16 protein-coding genes are annotated in these 16,852 nt (G+C 64.8%); 5 read left to right on the top strand and 11 right to left on the bottom strand.

Annotation, left to right across the window (positions count from 1 at the left end; genetic code table 11):
- Window positions 1-54 precede the first annotated feature (54 nt).
- Window positions 55-303, bottom strand: a complete 249-nt coding sequence (locus AB4Z51_RS00170; RefSeq protein ID WP_028149515.1) for a hypothetical protein — start codon at window positions 301-303, stop codon at window positions 55-57.
- A gap of 181 nt (window positions 304-484) precedes the next feature.
- Here AB4Z51_RS00170 and AB4Z51_RS00165 point away from each other — a divergent pair, with 181 nt between their 5' ends.
- Window positions 485-781 carry a hypothetical protein gene (locus AB4Z51_RS00165; RefSeq protein ID WP_247314694.1) on the top strand — a complete coding sequence of 99 codons (297 nt, stop codon included), beginning with the start codon at window positions 485-487 and terminating at the stop codon, window positions 779-781.
- Window positions 778-981 (top strand): diguanylate cyclase domain-containing protein, encoded by a 204-nt coding sequence (locus AB4Z51_RS00160; RefSeq protein ID WP_439033882.1) that lies wholly within the window; start codon window positions 778-780, stop codon window positions 979-981. Before AB4Z51_RS00165 ends, AB4Z51_RS00160 begins: the two co-directional genes overlap by 4 nt.
- A 15-nt stretch (window positions 982-996) precedes the next feature.
- Here AB4Z51_RS00160 and AB4Z51_RS00155 read toward each other — a convergent pair whose 3' ends face one another.
- The 3 genes from AB4Z51_RS00155 to AB4Z51_RS00145 form a co-directional block, all read right to left on the bottom strand.
- Entirely contained in the window at window positions 997-1,557 is a 561-nt protein-coding gene (locus AB4Z51_RS00155) for a carboxymuconolactone decarboxylase family protein (protein ID WP_028149518.1), read from the bottom strand.
- A gap of 109 nt (window positions 1,558-1,666) precedes the next feature.
- Window positions 1,667-2,830: a PLP-dependent cysteine synthase family protein gene (locus AB4Z51_RS00150; RefSeq protein WP_439033881.1), complete on the bottom strand. Its 1,164-nt coding sequence runs from the start codon at window positions 2,828-2,830 to the stop codon at window positions 1,667-1,669.
- Window positions 2,831-2,936: 106 nt separating this feature from the next.
- A complete protein-coding gene (locus tag AB4Z51_RS00145) occupies window positions 2,937-3,401 on the bottom strand; it encodes an Lrp/AsnC family transcriptional regulator (RefSeq protein WP_038943290.1) in 465 nt (154 codons plus the stop codon).
- 163 nt (window positions 3,402-3,564) lie between these two features.
- Here AB4Z51_RS00145 and AB4Z51_RS00140 point away from each other — a divergent pair, with 163 nt between their 5' ends.
- The gene (locus AB4Z51_RS00140; RefSeq protein WP_439035695.1) at window positions 3,565-4,578 is read left to right on the top strand and encodes a 1-aminocyclopropane-1-carboxylate deaminase; all 1,014 of its coding nucleotides are present in this window, start codon (window positions 3,565-3,567) and stop codon (window positions 4,576-4,578) included.
- Window positions 4,579-4,682: 104 nt separating this feature from the next.
- Here AB4Z51_RS00140 and recQ read toward each other — a convergent pair whose 3' ends face one another.
- The 5 genes from recQ to AB4Z51_RS00115 form a co-directional block, all read right to left on the bottom strand.
- On the bottom strand, window positions 4,683-6,548 hold the full coding sequence (gene recQ / locus AB4Z51_RS00135; RefSeq protein ID WP_166346308.1) for a DNA helicase RecQ: 1,866 nt from the start codon (window positions 6,546-6,548) through the stop codon (window positions 4,683-4,685).
- Window positions 6,549-6,849: 301 nt separating this feature from the next.
- Window positions 6,850-7,593, bottom strand: a complete 744-nt coding sequence (locus tag AB4Z51_RS00130) for a polysaccharide deacetylase family protein (protein WP_439033880.1) — start codon at window positions 7,591-7,593, stop codon at window positions 6,850-6,852.
- 106 nt (window positions 7,594-7,699) lie between these two features.
- A complete protein-coding gene (metA, locus tag AB4Z51_RS00125; RefSeq protein WP_439033879.1) occupies window positions 7,700-8,701 on the bottom strand; it encodes a homoserine O-succinyltransferase MetA in 1,002 nt (333 codons plus the stop codon).
- Between the two features lie 12 nt (window positions 8,702-8,713).
- The gene (locus AB4Z51_RS00120) at window positions 8,714-10,015 is read right to left on the bottom strand and encodes an O-acetylhomoserine aminocarboxypropyltransferase/cysteine synthase family protein (RefSeq protein WP_439033878.1); all 1,302 of its coding nucleotides are present in this window, start codon (window positions 10,013-10,015) and stop codon (window positions 8,714-8,716) included.
- Between the two features lie 306 nt (window positions 10,016-10,321).
- Window positions 10,322-11,896: an amidase family protein gene (locus AB4Z51_RS00115; RefSeq protein ID WP_439033877.1), complete on the bottom strand. Its 1,575-nt coding sequence runs from the start codon at window positions 11,894-11,896 to the stop codon at window positions 10,322-10,324.
- A gap of 250 nt (window positions 11,897-12,146) precedes the next feature.
- Here AB4Z51_RS00115 and AB4Z51_RS00110 point away from each other — a divergent pair, with 250 nt between their 5' ends.
- Both AB4Z51_RS00110 and AB4Z51_RS00105 read left to right on the top strand, forming a co-directional pair.
- The gene (locus AB4Z51_RS00110) at window positions 12,147-12,965 is read left to right on the top strand and encodes a uracil-DNA glycosylase (RefSeq protein WP_354246814.1); all 819 of its coding nucleotides are present in this window, start codon (window positions 12,147-12,149) and stop codon (window positions 12,963-12,965) included.
- The gene (locus AB4Z51_RS00105; protein WP_441496766.1) at window positions 12,962-14,572 is read left to right on the top strand and encodes an amidohydrolase family protein; all 1,611 of its coding nucleotides are present in this window, start codon (window positions 12,962-12,964) and stop codon (window positions 14,570-14,572) included. The genes AB4Z51_RS00110 and AB4Z51_RS00105 overlap by 4 nt, the downstream gene beginning before the upstream one ends.
- A 7-nt stretch (window positions 14,573-14,579) precedes the next feature.
- Here the strand turns inward: AB4Z51_RS00105 and AB4Z51_RS00100 are convergent, their stop codons facing one another.
- Complete coding sequence (locus AB4Z51_RS00100) at window positions 14,580-15,614, bottom strand: aldo/keto reductase (RefSeq protein WP_439033875.1); 1,035 nt, start codon at window positions 15,612-15,614, stop codon at window positions 14,580-14,582.
- Window positions 15,615-15,624: 10 nt separating this feature from the next.
- Window positions 15,625-16,806: an MFS transporter gene (locus AB4Z51_RS00095; RefSeq protein ID WP_439033874.1), complete on the bottom strand. Its 1,182-nt coding sequence runs from the start codon at window positions 16,804-16,806 to the stop codon at window positions 15,625-15,627.
- Window positions 16,807-16,852: the final 46 nt, after the last annotated feature.

Here is a 16,852-nt window from a genome sequence, read left to right as displayed (position 1 = left end):
GCGTAGCGGCGCTTCGCGCCACCTTCTCCCACTGGGGGAGAAGGGAAGAAAGCATCACGCGCGCGCGCCGAGCACGGCCCGCGCCGCCACGACATATTCCAGCCAATGCGCATCCGCATAGCGTTCGGCCTGCCGTGCGCAGGTGACGTCAGGGGCATGGGCGGCGGCAATCGTGCGCGCGAATCGCTCTTCAGCGACCGTCACGTCACCAGGCTCGGCCGACGGTACGCTAGCCGCCACCGCGGTCGGAGCGACAGCGAGGCCCGCCAGACCAGTGAGCAGGATGCGGCGTGACGTGTTCATGGCTGTGTCCTTCCAATGTCCGGCCCGCACTCCGGCCGGCGCGTGTGTCAGTGCGATCACGGCAGGGTAGCCGCGCACATCCGTGCCGTCCATCGCTTACGGATACCGCTTGACCACCCGAGCGATCACGTTCCATCCAACAACGGTTCCGTCATCAAATCGCCACGCGTCGGATTGTCACGTGTCCCATCACAACCCATCGCATCGCCAGGCTTCGCGCGCTGTCGCGATGGGACTGCTTTGTCTGACGATCTCGGCAGGCACTGCCTTCGCTGCCGACGATGAGGACGACGCGCCGGCAAAGCCCGATGTCCCCAACATCTACCTCGATCTTCGCACGATCTATGCGACCATCCCCGCCGTCACGCTCGGGCTCGGCTTCGGCAACACATCATTGTCGGCCGCATTCGAAGCGCTGGCGGTACGCAGAGGCACGACGCTGCCGAGCGGTTTGCCGGCGGCGTCCGCAAGCGCGTGACGAGCGCGCAGGTCTTTGCCGACAAGGTTCAGTTCGGCCTCACCATGAGCATCGGCATGGCGGCAGCCACCGTCAGCATTTCCGGCATCGACGCGCCGATGGGCGCGGCCGATCATGCGCTCTACCAGGCCAAGGCCGAAGGCCGCAATCGCTGCATCGCCTGGGCGCCCCCGCCGCCTGTAAGCAAGGCGGCGGAGTGATCGTCGAAGCAGCGTCTACTCCGGCACCGGCACGTCAAACGTGTTGAGCGTGACCGAGACCATGCAGTAGACGCCGACGAGATAGGACAGCTCGGCCGCGCCGTGCTCGCCGAACTCCTTCACCGCGGCGCGCCAGGTCAATTCCGGCAGCACGCCGCCGCTGACCAACGCGGACGCAACGTCGTAGGCGACGGCCTCCTGCTTGGTGAGATCGACCGGCCGCTGGCCCGCGACGATGGTCGCGAGCTTCTCGTCGGAGAGGCCGCGCTGCTCGGCAACGAGCACATGAGCATAGAGCTCGTAGCCGGAGCGGAAATGCGAGCCGGTGACGAGGATCGCGACCTCGCGCACCGGCGCCGGCAGCAGCGGGTTCGACGCGATTGCCTTGACCAGCTCCCACACCGGCTTGCCGAAGCGCGGCTCGCGGATCCAGGGATTCCACGGCCCCAGCAGCGCGCCGTCGTCGCGCATGTTCACGAAGCCCTTGAAGTGGTCCTTGATGCCGGCTCGCATGTCGTCATAGAGCGGCTTCTGTTCGTCGGTCAGATCTTTCGGATCGAGAATGGGAAGGCGCACGGCATGATCTCCTCGTTGAGAAGAGGCGAAGCTCACCCGCGTGTGCGTGCAAGGCAAGTGAAGTTGCCGTGACGATCGTGCCATTTTGGAAGTGGCAGGAAAACGTCGGCTAGGATGCCTCGGGGCTTGGTACGATCTGCGGATTTGCGACGTCGTCGACATCGAGCGTCAGTGGCTCACCCGTCGTGAGGAACGACGACAGGGCCGCCTCGAACGGCCCAGGATCGAGGCCGCGCCCCTTCAGCCATTCGGGCTCGTAATAGGTCTGCCGGTAGCGCTCGCCGGAATCGCAGATCAGCGTCACCAGCGACCCTGATACGTTCGCCTGTCGCATCTCCGAGGCGAGGCGGCACAGTGCCAGGAAGTTAGTGCCGGTGGAGCCGCCGACCGCGCGGCGCAGCCGGCGCGACAGCACGTTCATCGCCGCGATCGTTGCCGCATCTGGGATCTTCATCATGCGGTCGACCACGCCGGGGACGAAGGAGGGTTCGCAGCGCGGCCGGCCGACGCCCTCGATCAGCGATGGGCGTTCGCAAACGTGAGAGCGGTCCTGCGTGCGGAAGCAATCGAAGAAGGCGGAATGCTCCACGTCGGCGACGCACAGCCGTGTCGGATACTGGCGATAACGCAAGTACCGTCCGATGGTGGCCGAGGTGCCGCCGGTGCCGGCACCCATGACGATCCAGTCGGGAATCGGACGCGGCTCGCCCTGCAATTGCGTGAAGATCGATTCGGCGATGTTGTTGTTGCCGCGCCAATCGGTGGCGCGCTCGGCAAAGGTGAACTGGTCCATGTAGTGGCCGTTCAGCCGGGTAGCGAGCGCGGCGGCTTCCGCGTAGAGCGCGCGGCCGTCGTCGATCAGATGGCAGTTGCCGCCATAATGCTCGATCGCGGCGATCTTCTCCGCCGAGGTCGTGCGCGGCATCACGGCGTAGAAGGGCACGCCGATCATCTGCGCGAAATAGGCTTCCGACACCGCCGTCGATCCCGACGAGGCCTCGACCACAGGCGTGCCTTCGCGGATGTGCCCGTTGCAGAGCGCGTAGAGGAACAGCGAGCGCGCAAGGCGGTGCTTCAGGCTGCCGGTCGGATGCGTGGACTCATCCTTCAGATAGATGTCGATGCCTGATAGCGCCGGCACGATCAGCCGGATCAGATGCGTGTCGGCCGTGCGGCACTGGTCGGCCTCGATCGCGGCGACGGCCTCGTCCACCCAACCGCGCCGATAGGCCGGCCCGGCCGGATTGAGGTGGCGGAAGGAGAATGTCTGCATCGAACGAATCTCCCATGATGCGGATCGCGCATCAAGTGCACTGGATTTTGTTTTGACGCGTTTTATGACGCGAACCGGTTTCCACTTCGCTGGAAAACGCTATGGCTCAAAACTCCAGCGGCGCGTTGTCGACGACCTCCTTCATCACGAAGAAGGTCCGGGTCTGGCGCACGCCGGGCAGCGCGATCAGCTGTTCGCCGTGGATGCGGTTGAAATCCTCCATGTCGCCGACGCGGATCTTGAGGAAATAGTCGAAGTCGCCGGCGACGAGGTGGCAGTCGAGCACGCATTTCAGCCGGGTGATCGCTTGCTCGAAGGTGGCAAAACTCTCCGGGGTCGAGCGGTCGAGCACGACGCCGACCATCACCAGCGTGCCCTTCGCCACCTTCTTCGGCGCAACCATGGCGCGGACCGCGGCGATGAAGCCGTCCTCGAACAGGCGCTGGGTGCGGCGATGGCAGGTGGCGGGGCTGATGGCGACGGTTTCGGCCAGCTCGGCGTTGCTCAGCCGGCCGTTATTTTGCAGCAATCTCAACATTTTAAGGTCGGTGCGATCGAGTCGGGCAGCCATGGAAGAAGCTTTCGATCTTTGGCTTCAATTCGGAAGAAAGTAGATCTATTCGACGCCAGAGCGCAAGCTTTGTGGAAGTTGTTGCGCAATATTTGAAAGCACATTTGTCCACGGCAGTGCTAGGCGCTAGAGCCAATTCAACGCCAATCGGGATGACCCAATGATGCTGGACAAATTCGCGCGCTATCCGCTGACCTTCGGCCCGACGCCCATCGAGAAGCTGGAACGGCTGTCAAAGCATCTCGGCGGCAATGTCGAGATCTATGCCAAGCGCGAGGACTGCAATTCCGGCCTCGCCTATGGCGGCAACAAGCTGCGCAAGCTCGAATATATCATCCCGGACGCGATCGCCTCGAACGCGGACACGCTGGTCTCGATCGGTGGCGTGCAGTCCAACCACACCCGCATGATCGCGGCGGTCGCCGCCAAGATCGGCATGAAGTGCCGCCTGGTGCAGGAAGCCTGGGTCCCGCACGAGGACGCCGTCTATGACCGCGTCGGCAACATCATGCTGTCGCGCATCATGGGCGCCGACGTGCGCCTGGTGGATGACGGCTTCGACATCGGCATCCGCAAGAGCTGGGAGCAGGCGATCGAGGAGGTGAAGGCGGCGGGCGGCAAGCCCTACGCGATTCCCGCCGGTGCCTCCGTGCACAAATTCGGCGGCCTCGGCTATGTCGGCTTCGCCGAGGAAGTGCGCAAGCAGGAAGCCGAGCTCGGCTTCAAGTTCGACTACATCGTGGTCTGCACCGTCACCGGCTCGACCCATGCCGGCATGCTGGTCGGCTTCGCCGCCGACGGCCGCGCGCGGAAGGTGATCGGCATCGACGCCTCGTTCACGCCGGCGCAAACGAAAGCGCAGGTGCTCTCGATCGCGCAGAACACCGCCAAGCTCGTCGAGCTCGGCAAGGATATCGTCGAAGACGACGTCGTGCTGATCGAGGAATACGCCTATCCCGCCTATGGCGTGCCGTCGGAAGAGACCAAGGAAGCGATCCGCCTCACCGCACGGTTAGAGGCGATGATCACCGACCCCGTCTATGAGGGCAAATCGATGCAAGGCCTCATCGACCTGACCCAAAAGGGCCATTTCGAGAAGGGCGCAAAGATTCTCTACGCCCATCTCGGCGGCGCGCCGGCGCTCAACGGGTATGGGTACGCGTTCCGGAACGGCTGAGGTCTGTAGCCCGGATGGAGCGAAGCGTAATCCGGGACTTGTACAATACGGAAAGACTTCCCCGGATTGCGCTTCGCTCCATCCGGGCTACGGGTCAGGATGCCCTACCGCGTCTTGACGATCTGGAGCAGCTCGTCGCCGTAATGCTCGAGCTTCTTGTCGCCGATGCCGGGCACGTTGCGGAGCTCGTCCAGCGTCGTCGGCCACGCCCGGACGATGCCGTCGATGGTCGCATCGTGCAGCACGACATAGGCCGGCACGCCCCGTTCGCGCGCGATGTCCGAACGCCAGGACCTCAGCCGCGCCCGCAATTCGGGATCGACATCGCCCTGCGGCGCGTTGGCCGCAGGCGCGAGGTCACCACGGCGCGATTTTGTCCGGCTCGCGCGAACACGCGTGCCCGGTGCTTCCTCGCGCAGCCAGACCTCGGTCTCGCCGCGTAGCACACCGCGCGCGCTCTCCGTCAGTTTCAGCGCGCCGAACGCCTCGCTGTCGCTGTACAAATGCCCCATCGCCACCAGCTGCCGCAGCACGGTCCGCCACTGCTTCTCGTTCAGCTCGCGCCCAATGCCGAACACGGACAATTTGTCGTGTCCGAACTGCGTCACCTTTTCGGTGAGGCGGCCAATCAGGACGTCGATCAGCTGCATCGCACCGAAACGCTGCCCGGTGCGATAGGCGCAGGACAACAGCTTCTGCGCCAGCACCTTGCCGTCGCGCATCTTGGGCGGCGTCAGGCAGTTGTCGCAATTGCCGCAATTGTTCGCCGTCTCGGCCTCGCCGAAATAGGCGAGCAGCCGCTTGCGCCGGCACTGCGCGGTCTCGGCGAGGCCGACCAGTGCGTCGAGCTTGCCGATCGACACCCGCTTGAAATCGTCAGAACCGCTGGACTCGTCGATCATGCGGCGCTGCTGCACGATGTCGGAGAGACCATAGGCCATCCAGGCCGCCGACGGCTTGCCGTCGCGACCGGCGCGCCCCGTCTCCTGATAATAGGCCTCGATGCTCTTGGGCAGATCGAGATGGGCGACGAAGCGGACGTCGGGCTTGTCGATGCCCATGCCGAAGGCGATGGTCGCGACGATGACGATGCCGTCCTCGTTGAGGAACCGGTCCTGGTTGCGCGAGCGTATGCTGCTGTCGAGCCCGGCGTGATAGGGCAGCGCCGCAATGCCGGCGTCGTCGAGCGCGGCGGCAACCTCCTCGACGCGATTGCGCGACAGGCAATAGACCACGCCGGCGTCGCCCGCATGCCGCTCCCGGATGAATTCTTTCAGCTGCGACACTGCGTTGCGCTTGTCGACGATCTCGTAGCGGATATTCGGGCGATCGAAGCTGGAGACGAATTGCGGGCTGTCGGCGAGCCGAAGGCGCTCGACGATCTCCTTGCGCGTCAGCTCGTCGGCGGTCGCGGTCAGCGCGATGCGCGGAACGTTCGGAAAGCGTTCGGCGATGATGGAGAGGCCGACATATTCGGGGCGGAAGTCATGGCCCCATTGCGAGACGCAATGCGCCTCGTCGATCGCGAACAGCGCGACCTTCGCCTGCGCCAGCAGCGACAGGCAGCGCGGCGTCACCAGGCGTTCCGGCGCGACATAGAGCAGGTCGAGATCGCCCGCGATCAGGCGGCGCTCGATGTCGGAAGCTTCCTGCAGCGTCAGCGACGAGTTCAGCGCGGCGGCATTGACCCCGGCCTCGAGCAGGCCGGCGACCTGGTCGCGCATCAGCGCGATCAGCGGCGACACCACGATACCGCAGCCTTCGCGCAGCAGTGACGGCAATTGATAGCACAGCGACTTGCCGCCGCCGGTCGGCATCAATACCAGGCAATTGCCGCCATCCGTGACGTGCCGGATGATCTCGCCTTGCGCGCCGCGGAACCCCGGCAAGCCGAACACCGAATGCAGCACCGACAGCGCGTCGCGGCCGTTGGCCGGCGCAGGCAGCGGGGCGGTGGAAGGTGCGGACATGGGTGTGTCGGTACAAGGCCGTAGGATTCGTCACAAGGCCAGTCGCATGACCGCGCGGGCATGGCAAGACTGTTTGGATGGCAGGCAGGACTCTTCCCCTCTCCCCTTGCGGGAGAGGGTGGATCGCCGCGTAGCGCGAGACGGGTGAGGGGTATCTATCCACGGATTCGGTAAAGCTTGCTCTGTGGAGACATACCCCTCATCCGGCGCCATAGCCGAAGCTTTGCTTCGGCGTTCCTAGGAACGGCGGCCGAAGGCCGCCTATGCCACCTTCTCCCGCAAGGGGAGAAGGAAGAAGAAGCTACGCCCCGATTCGTCGCAGCGCTTCCGCCACCGTCACGATCGGCATGTCGCGCTTCCCGGCCGCCTCCAGCGCATGGCGCATCAGGTGCGGCGTGCAGCCGTAGGGGCTTGGCGCGTCGGCGACGTCGTGGCCGTAGAAGATCAGCCATCCGCCGCTCGCCACCGCCTCGTCGAAATAGCGATCGACGCCAGCAATATCGATCTCGCGATCGACCAGAGGCGAGGCGCGCAGGAACTGGAGGTCGATGACGTCGCGATTGACGCCGGGAAGGATGCCGCGCGCCGAGCGAAAGGCCTTTGCAAGCTGCGGCTTGCGCCAGACAGAGGCGATTCCATAGGGGTAGGCGAAGTTCTCCAGCACGATCGAGGAATCGATGGTGTGGAAATGGCTGCGGTTACGCTCGATCTCGCGCGCCATGGCGGCCTCGTCGAGATCGGCCGAGCTCTGGTGCGAAAAGGTATGGCAAGCAATCTCGTGACCGGCCCGGTGAAGCCGCACGATCGCGTCGTTCGACAGGCCGTGCCAGTGATCCGACGGACGATCGATCAGGCTGCCGGCGAGGTAATAGGTGCCGCGGCCGCCATGCGTCTCCAGAAGCGCGGCGCCCTCGCCTGCGGCGCTATCGGGCGCGTCGTCAAACGTGAAGCTCACCATCGGCGCATGCGCAGGCAGCCGGTGCGGCGCGGCACGGAAATGCCGGGCCAGCCGATTGCTCACGCGTCCCTGGAGTGCCGACCACACCGACTGCGTTTCCTGCGATTCCCTATTTCTCTACTGAAACATTCGTGCGCTGGTAGAGGCAAGCCTAACGCCCGGGTAATCCTAACGCGGAACCAACGCCCTTCGTCTAGCGTGCCAGGACCGAAATATCGGCTTCCGCACCGAGACATTGCAGCCAGTTGCGGAAAAGCGCCGCCGCGGCGCTGCCGGCGGCGATATCGGCGCGCAGATTCAGCGCAGGCAGTTCGTTGGTGAGCGCGGGGTGGCGCTGTTGGGTCGCCTTCTTCTCGAAGCGGGCGAGCTTCTCTTCGGTCGCTGCGTCAAAATAGCTCACGGGCAGGTGCGGATAAGCCTCGCGCTCGCGCGCGAGATAGCGGCCGATATCGCGCAGATATTCGCGCTGAAGCGACAGCGCATCGTATTCCGGGTGGCCCTGGAAGAAGACGAAGCGGCTGGCATATTGCCTGACGAAGATATCGACGCCGGCCTTTGCCGAACGGGTCAGCACCTGGTAGCCGGCCTGCGTGAGGTCGCTCTCGGCGATCTCGTTCAGGCGGGAATGCGAGACCTTGAGGGGCGCAGGCGCAGCGCGCGTCAGCGGATCGTTCGTCGCAGCTTCGCAGTCGAAAATGCCGTGACATTTAGCCGGGAGCCGCCGCCGCGCGATGCGGTCGAGATGCAGCACCGCCGCATGCGCGGCGAGGCACGACCAGATCGTCGAGCGCGTGTTGACCTTGGCCCAGTCGATCAGGTCGGTGAGGTCGCGCCAATACGGCTCCTGGTCGAGCTCGGGCGCGACCGGCTCGGCGCCGGTCACGATCAACCCGTCGAACTTGTGGTGCCTGAGCTCGCTGAGCTCCGAATATTCGCTTTCGACATGCCACTTCGCCTCGGGCGACCGCTTCACCGAGGGCAGCGAGAAACAATGGAAACGGATGCGGCGCGGACCTGCAGCCGCCTGGAGCAGCCGCATGAACTGCCGCTCGGTCGCCTTCAGCGCCGGATCCGGCATGTTGTTGATCAGACCGATCGTGAGATCGGCGAGACCGTGGTCGCGCGCGAGATCGCCCTCGGCCGGCACCAGCGCCGGGCTCGATATACCTTGATCCCTGTCGATCAAGATCGTCATCGGCGCGGTCGCCTACTCCGCGGCCTGGAGGCGTGCCGACGGGCAGGCCTTCTCTAGCGCCTGGCCGATGTCCTCGATGATATCTGCGGAATGCTCGATGCCAATTGACAGGCGGATCGTCTCCGGCAGCACGCCGGCGACGCGCTGCTGCTCCGCCGACATCTGCCGATGCGTGGTCGAGGCCGGATGGCACGCCAGCGACTTGGCATCGCCGATATTGACCAGGCGTGTGATCAGCTTCAGTGCATCGTAGAAGGTCTTGCCGGACTCCATGCCGCCCTTGATGCCGAAGGTGAACAGCGAGGAGGCATTACCGTCGAGGTATTTCTGAACGAGCGGGTAATAGGGGCTGTCCGGAAAGCCGGTGTAGTTGACCCAGGCAACGCGCGAATCCTTGCGCAGGAATTCGGCGACCTTGCGGGCGTTCTCGACATGGCGCTCCATACGCAGCGCGACGGTCTCGATGCCCTGGAGCAGCAGGAAGGCGTTGAACGGCGACAGCACCGAGCCCATGGTGCGCTGATAGATACTCCGCGCGCGCTCGATATAGGCGGTCTTGCCGAAGCGCTCGGCATAGACAAGGCCGTGATAGGAGGCGTCCGGCTTGTTGTAGCCGGGAAAGCGGTCGGCGTGCTTCGCCCAGGGGAAATTTCCGGAATCGACGATCGCACCACCGAGCGTGGTGCCGTGGCCGCCCAGAAACTTGGTCAGCGAATGCACGGCGATGTCGGCGCCGTAGTCGAACGGCTTGAGCAGGATCGGGGTCGCAACCGTGTTGTCCACGATCAGCGGCACGCCGTGCGCATGCGCGATCTTGGCGAGAGCCTCGATGTCGCAGACATTGCCGGCGGGATTGCCGATGGTCTCGGCGAACACGGCGCGTGTGTTCTCGTCGATCAGTTTTGCGATCGCATCCGGCTTGTCGCTCTCGGCGAAACGGCCGGTGATGCCCTGCCGCGGCAGGATGTGCGAGAGCAGCGTGTGCGTGGTGCCGTAGAGCTGCGGCACGGAAACGATGTTGCCGCCGTGATCGGCGACGTTGACGAAGGCGAAATGCAGCGCAGCCTGGCCGGTCGCAACCGCGAGCGCGCCGACGCCGCCTTCGAGCTGCGCGATACGCTTCTCCAGCACCGCGCTGGTCGGATTGGCGATGCGGCTGTAGCGAAAACCCTCAGCCTCGAGATTGAAGAGCGCGGCGCCGTGATCGGCGCTGTCGAAGGCATAGGCCGCGGTCTGGTAGATCGGCACCGCAACCGCGTGCGTGGTGGCTTCGGGCTCGTAGCCGGCGTGAATAGCGATCGTCTCGTTGCGCATCGTGCCACCTCCGCGTGGAGCGGGCCGCACTTATTGGCCTGTATGAGGCACGTGCGTTGTCCGCCGTTCCTCTGTTAGAGGCGGGTGGTAAAGCGGACAATAATTCGCCTAGAGATCGAGGAAGTAACCCTAACGATTGTTGGTGAATTGGCTAAAACTTGAATCGAATTGGATTAATGAATTCGTACGCCTTAGCCTCGCCGCTGCGCCATAGCCGATGCAAAGCATCGGCGTTCCAAGGACGGCGGCCGAAGGCCGCCTATGCCACCCTCTCCCCTCGTCGTAGGAGAGGGTGGCATTTTCACCTTACTCCATCGTGTCCCAGAGCCGGTGAGCGAGCACTCCGGCACGCTTCTCGATCGCGGCCGCCGCATCGAGCGCGAGGTCCTCGCGATAGCGGCCGGCGATCAGCTGCACGCCGATCGGCTTGCCGTCATGCAAGGACACCGGCACCACCGCGCCGGGCAGGCCCAGCACGTTGATGGCAGAGATGAAGCGGATCTCGCCCCAGAAGATTTCCTTCACGCGATCGGCACTGACGGTGTCGTCGCGCGGACCCGGCGTCGGTTTCACCGTGGTCGGCGCCAGCACGACAGGATATTCCTCGAAGAACAATTGCCAGGCGCGGATATGGCCGTTGCGTGCGGCCGTCGCCTGCATCCAGGCCTTGAGATCGAGCACATTGGCCTTGGTCTTCATGCCGCCCCAGGCCTTGTGGAAGTCCTCGGACGTCACCTTCAGCATGCCGGCCTCCTGCATCACCACGGTCTCGTTGGTGATGATGTCGCACCAGGTCTGCCAGACGCCGTCGATGTCGGGGACATCGACTTCGCTGACGCGATAGCCGGAGCGCTCCAGGTGATCGGCGGCCTGACGCAGCGCCGCGCGGACGGACGGATCGACGTCCATGTCCTCCGGAATCCTGGCCAGTGCGACCTTGATCGGTCCCTTCGGCTTCGGCCCGGCCAGCGGCGCCGGCACCCACCAAGGATCGCGCGGATCGCGCTGGCTCATCACATCGAGCGCGAGGCGGACGTCGCCGACGTGACGGGCGAGCGGGCCCTGCGCCGACATCAGATGCGCCAGCATCGGACGCTCGGCCGTGGCGCTTCCGTTGAAGGCGGGGATGCGGCCCTGCGTCGGCTTGATGGTGGCAACGCCGTTGCAATGCGCCGGCCACCGCAGCGAGCCGCCGATGTCGTTGCCATGGGCGATGGTGCCGATGCCGGCGGCGACCGCCGAGCCCGCGCCGCCCGAGGAACCGCCGCAGGTGATGTTCGGGTCCCAGGGGTTCAGCGTCAACCCGTGCAGCGGATTGTCGGTGAAGCCGCGGAACGAAAATTCCGGCGTGTTGGTGAGGCCGAGAACGATCGCGCCGGCCTTCTTCAGGTTACGCACGACCGGCGAATCCGACGGCGCGACGAGATCCTTGTTGGCGGGCACGCCGTTGAAATTGGGCCGGCCCTCGTAATCGACGTTTTCCTTGATGGTGATCGGCACGCCGTGCAGGAGGCCGAGCTCACCGCCCCTGCCGCGCTGCTTGTCGGCCGCATGCGCAGCGGCAAGCGCTTCTTCAGAGAGATCGACGACAACCGCGTTCAGCCGCGGATTGACGGCGCGCATCCGTTCGAGATGTGCTTCGACGGTCTCGACCGCGGAGATCGCGCCGTTGCGGATCGCGGCCGCGGTGTCGACCGCGGACCATTGCCAGACCGGACCTTTCGGACGGCGTGCCGCGGCCGCCTTGCGCGGTGCCGGCTTCTTGACTGTCTTCTTGGCCGCCTTTGCAACGGCCCCCTTGCGGGCGGTGCTCGTCTTGACCGAGGTCTTCGTTACTTTCCTTGCAACACTTTTCTTCTTGGTCGCCGTCTTCTTCGCCACGCCGCATCTCCAAAAAATTACGCCGCGGAGGTTATGGAGGTCACGCGAGCGTGTACAGGTGCGTTTCTGCATGGCGCGTTGCCGCGACGCTCTGCCACGGGCCGGCGTGAGAGACGCGCATGAACCTTTGGCCCCGCTCTCCTGACCCATATACTGGTTGAATGGGAGAACAAACCACCGCCAAGATTGTGCCATGGCGATTAGGTTTTTGACGTAGCTATTCTGACAGCGACGCATCGGAGCATTTGCCATGCTCGTGGAATTCGACAGCGGATACGACCAGCAGCCATTTCGCGATCTGTGCGCCGACTACCCGGGCGCTGAAGCCTACGATCCCAACGATTTCCGGATTGAATGGGGGCCGATCTTTCATCGCGGCCGGCTCGACGGATCGGCGCGTGTGCTCGTCGTCGGTCAGGATCCCGCTCAGCACGAGACGATCGTGCGCAGAATTCTGGTCGGCACTGCGGGCCGCCGGACGCAAGGTTTCCTGGCGAAGCTCGGGATCACGCAGAGCTACGTGATGGTGAACACCTTCCTGTACAGCGTCTACGGGCAGAGCGGCGGCAACAAGCACAAGAACGAGCCCGGTATCGTCGACTATCGCAACAAATGGTTCAAGGCCGTGCTCGCGCCGGGCAATATCGAGGCCGTCGTCTCGCTTGGCGGCCTCGCCGACGAGGCCTGGAAGGCCTGGCTCAAGACGCCCGACGGCGCGGCCTACAAGACCCTCGCGTATCAGCACATCACGCACCCGACCTGGCCGGAAAGCTCGGCCCATGACAACGCGACGCGGGCCGCGAACACCAAGATCATGCTGACGAAGTGGAACGCCGCGCTCGCGGCTCTCGCACCTGAGATCCAGCATCCCGACGTGCCGACGACGCTTGTGCCATATGGCGATGCCTTCAAACCGACCGAGCTCTTCGACATCATCGCAAAGGATCTCCCGGCGGGACTGCCGGCGTGGATGCGCGGAGACACGCCATGGGCCGTGCGCCAGGGCGCCGACGCGACCACCAAGCGACGCACGATCACGATCACCATCCCCGACGGAGTGATCCCATGAGCCCGGCTGCCAACCCGAAGCGATGGGCCCTGAGCGGGCGGATCGTGACTATGACCACTGAGGGCGACGTCATCAAGAGCGGGACGATCTTCATAGAGGACAATCGCATCGCCGCGGTCGTACCCAAGGGGCAGCCGACCCCGGTCGGCTTCGAGGCCGTCGTTGCAGTGGCGACCGGCGGCACCATCTATCCCGGCCTGATCGAGCTGCATAATCACCTGAGTTACAACATCCTGCCGCTCTGGCGCGTGCCGCAGTCCTACGGCAATCGCGACCAATGGCAGAATGCCAAATCGTACAAGACGTCCGTAACCGGCCCCATGAGCGCGATCGCACTGGCCGACGACGGCTCGCTGCTGCCGGCCCTGGTTCGCTATGTCGAAGCCAAGTGCATGGTCGCGGGTACCACGACGAGCCAGGGGATCACGCTGTCGAACTGGAGCGGCACGATCCACAAATATTACAAGGGCGCGTTGCGCGCCGCCGAGATCGGCAGCCCGCCCGATCTGCCGCGGGCACACTCGAAGATTCCCGACATCGATGCCGAGGATTGGGCGAAATTCGACAACGAGCTGAAATCGTCATCGTGCTTCCTGCTGCATCTCAGCGAAGGCATCGACACCAAGGCGCATAGCCACTTCCTCGCCTTGCGCAATTCCGAGGGCGATTGGGCGATCGAACCGTCGCTGGCCGGCATTCATTGCACGGCACTCGATGCGACCGACTTCTTAACGATGGCGGAAAACCATGCCAAGGTGGTCTGGTCCCCCTTGAGCAATCTCCTGCTCTACGGAAAGACGACCAATGTCGTTGCCGCGCGCACGGCCGGCCTCATCATTGCGCTCGGCTCGGACTGGTCGCCGTCCGGCAGCAAGAACCTGCTCGGCGAGCTGAAGGCGGCCAAGGTCGTGTCCGCGCATTTCAATCTCGGCTTCAGCGACTACGACATCGTCTCGATGGCGACGCGCAATCCGGCCTCGATCCTCAAGTGGGATGCGAAGCTGGGAACGATCGCCAATGGCAAGTTCGCCGACCTTCTGGTCGTGAAGGGAGTCACCGGCGATCCCTACGCTCATCTGATCAAATCGCGCGAGCAGGACATCGTTCTGGTCACCATTGGCGGACGAGCCCGTTATGGGACGAAGACGGTCATGCAGAAGGCGGGCGGAAGCGGCGAGGCGCTCAGGATCGGCAGCAGCGCGCGGGTGATCGACTTCACCTCGCCCGACCAGGATCCCGGGATCGAGAGGATCACACTGGCGGAGGCGACGAGCCGCCTCCGTGCCGCGCTCGGCAATCTCGGCACCTTGCAACCGCACAGCCTCGCCATAAGCGATGCGATCGCCCGCGGAGCGGTGTCGCGGACCGGATGGCGCCTCGCGCTGGACGAGCAGTTCGGCAACAATGTCCAACTGCGCCCGCGGCTCGAATTCAACGGTGTCAGGACCGGTCCGGATTTGGCGGCGGTCGCGGCAGCGGCCGAGCCGCTGCATCCGATCAAGCTGGATGGCCTCACGGTATCAGGCGATCCCGCGTTTCTGGACACGCTGAAGAACGAGCCGAATCTTCCAGCGGGAATCGCGACGGCGATCGCGGCTTTTTACTAGTCGTTCGTCACACCAGCGGCGGATTGAGGCGCGTAAAGCCTTCCTGGATGCGATAGGGGTAGTAGGGATAAGGCGGCATCACGGCGCTGACCTCGTCGAGACGCGTGATCTGCGCAGCGCTCAGCGACCAGCCAACCGCGCCGAGATTGTCGCGCAATTGCGCTTCGTCGCGGGCACCGATGATCACCGAGGATACGGTCGGACGCGACAGCAGCCAGGCAATCGCGATTTGCGGCACGGTGCGGCCGGTCTCCGCGGCGATTGTATCAAGCACGTCGACGATGGCATAGAGACGCTCATCATCCACGGGCGGGCCGAACTGCGCGGTGGCGTGCAGACGGCTGTTCGCAGGGAGCGGCTCGCCGCGCCGGATCTTGCCGGTGAGCCGGCCCCAGCCGAGCGGGCTCCAGACCAGCGCGCCGACGCCCTGGTCGCGAGCGAGCGGCATCAGTTCCCATTCATAGTCGCGGCCGAGCAGCGAATAATAGACCTGATGCGCGACATGGTGCGGCCAGCCGTGCCGTTCGGCAATTGAGAGCGACTTCATCAGCTGCCAGCCGGCGAAATTGGAAACACCGACATAGCGCAGCTTGCCGGCACGTACGAGCGTATCGAGCGTGGACAGCACCTCCTCGATCGGCGTGAACGCATCGAAGGCATGGAGCTGGAGCAGATCGAGGTAATCGGTGCCGAGCCGCCGCAGCGCTGCTTCGACCGAGGCGACCAGACGATATCGCGAAGAGCCGGCATCGAGCGGACCGTCGCCCATCGGCAGGCTCATCTTAGTGGAGATCAGCACCTTGTCGCGGCGTCCCCTGATCGCGGCGCCGAGGATTTCCTCTGACGCGCCGTTCGAATAGACATCGGCGCTGTCGAACAGATTGACGCCGGCCTCGAGGCAGATATCGACCAGCCTGCGCGCTTCGTCAGCGCCGCTGCGGCCCCAGGCCGAGAACAGCGGGCCTTCGCCGCCAAACGTGCCCGTGCCGAAGCTGAGGACGGGTACCCTGAGGCCGGAAGCGCCGAGATTGCGATATTCCATGATCATTCTCCTATTCCGCCGGGCACGCCGCGACTGCGGACTGCGTTCGATCGAGCTGAAGGCTCCATAGCGCGAGCACGAGACCGACGGCCGTGATGCCGGCCGCGACCAGCGGCAGCGCGGAGAGACCGAGCCCGCGATCGATGGTGACGCCGCCCGCCCAGGCGCCGAGCGCGTTGCCGAGATTGAAGGCGGCGATGTTGAGGCTGGAGGCGAGCGTGCGGCCGCTGGGGCCGGCGGCTTCCAGCACGCGAAGCTGGAGCGGCGCGACGGTCGCAAAGGCCGCAATGCCAAGCAGCAGGATCAGCGCGATGGCTGCGATCTTGACCGACAGCACTGCAGCAAGGCCAAGCAGCACGATGGCGAGCGCAGCGAGCGTGCCGATCAGGGCACGCGCAAGGCCGCGATCGGCGAGCTTGCCGCCGGCGACATTGCCGATCGCGAGACCTGCGCCGAACACCAGCAGGATCGGAGAGACCGCGGCTTCCGAGAAACCAGTGAAGCGCGTCAGGAGCGGCTGGATATAGGTGAAGACGACGAACAGCCCGGCAAAGCCGAACACGGTCATGGCAAGACCGAGCAGCACCTGCGGCCGGCCAAGCACCGCGATCTCCTCGGCCAACGATACTGGCTTGTCGCCATTGCCTACATGGCCGGGCACGAATGTGGCCACCACTGCGAAGGCGATCACGCCGATCACCGTCACCGCCCAGAATGCGGCGCGCCAGCCGAGCATCAGGCCGAACCAGGCGCCGAAGGGCACGCCCAGGAGTGTCGCGACCGTCAGGCCGATGAACATGGTGGCAATCGCCGACGCGCGCTTGTCCTCGGCGACGAGGCTGGTGGCGACCACCGAGCCGACGCCGAAGAAGGTGCCGTGGGCGAGCGAGGTCAGCACCCGCGCCGCCATCAGCCATTCGTAGTTCGGCGCCAGCGCGCAAGCCGCGTTGCCGAGCGTGAAGATCGCCATCAGCGCGAGAAGAACGGTTTTCCGCGGCATCCGCCGCGTCGCCAGCGTCAGGACAGGCGCGCCGACGAAGACGCCGAGCGCATAGCCGGAGATCAGCAGCCCCGCGACCGGCACGGTGACGTGCATGTCGGCGGCGACCTGGAGCAACAGGCCCATGATGATGAACTCGGTGGTGCCGATGCCGAAGGCACCGGCGGTGAGGGCGAGGACGGCGGGAGGCATGCGTGGCTCCAATGCGAGGGACGAGCCATGCAGATAGCCGCAGCGC

The organism is Bradyrhizobium sp. 2TAF36 (genome assembly GCF_052114925.1).
Taxonomy (GTDB): Bacteria; Pseudomonadota; Alphaproteobacteria; order Rhizobiales; family Xanthobacteraceae; genus Bradyrhizobium; species Bradyrhizobium barranii.
This window is presented reverse-complemented; position numbering and strand designations above follow the sequence as displayed.

Coding starts and splice junctions, on each gene's coding strand:
- AB4Z51_RS00110 (WP_354246814.1), top strand. CDS start 12,147: ATGCTCGTGGAATTCGACAGCGGATACGACCAGCAGCCATTTCGCGAT.
- AB4Z51_RS00105 (WP_441496766.1), top strand. CDS start 12,962: ATGAGCCCGGCTGCCAACCCGAAGCGATGGGCCCTGAGCGGGCGGATC.
- AB4Z51_RS00095 (WP_439033874.1), bottom strand. CDS start 16,806: ATGCCTCCCGCCGTCCTCGCCCTCACCGCCGGTGCCTTCGGCATCGGC.
- AB4Z51_RS00120 (WP_439033878.1), bottom strand. CDS start 10,015: ATGCGCAACGAGACGATCGCTATTCACGCCGGCTACGAGCCCGAAGCC.
- AB4Z51_RS00145 (WP_038943290.1), bottom strand. CDS start 3,401: ATGGCTGCCCGACTCGATCGCACCGACCTTAAAATGTTGAGATTGCTG.
- AB4Z51_RS00140 (WP_439035695.1), top strand. CDS start 3,565: ATGCTGGACAAATTCGCGCGCTATCCGCTGACCTTCGGCCCGACGCCC.
- recQ (WP_166346308.1), bottom strand. CDS start 6,548: ATGTCCGCACCTTCCACCGCCCCGCTGCCTGCGCCGGCCAACGGCCGC.
- AB4Z51_RS00100 (WP_439033875.1), bottom strand. CDS start 15,614: ATGGAATATCGCAATCTCGGCGCTTCCGGCCTCAGGGTACCCGTCCTC.
- metA (WP_439033879.1), bottom strand. CDS start 8,701: ATGACGATCTTGATCGACAGGGATCAAGGTATATCGAGCCCGGCGCTG.
- AB4Z51_RS00170 (WP_028149515.1), bottom strand. CDS start 303: ATGAACACGTCACGCCGCATCCTGCTCACTGGTCTGGCGGGCCTCGCT.
- AB4Z51_RS00150 (WP_439033881.1), bottom strand. CDS start 2,830: ATGCAGACATTCTCCTTCCGCCACCTCAATCCGGCCGGGCCGGCCTAT.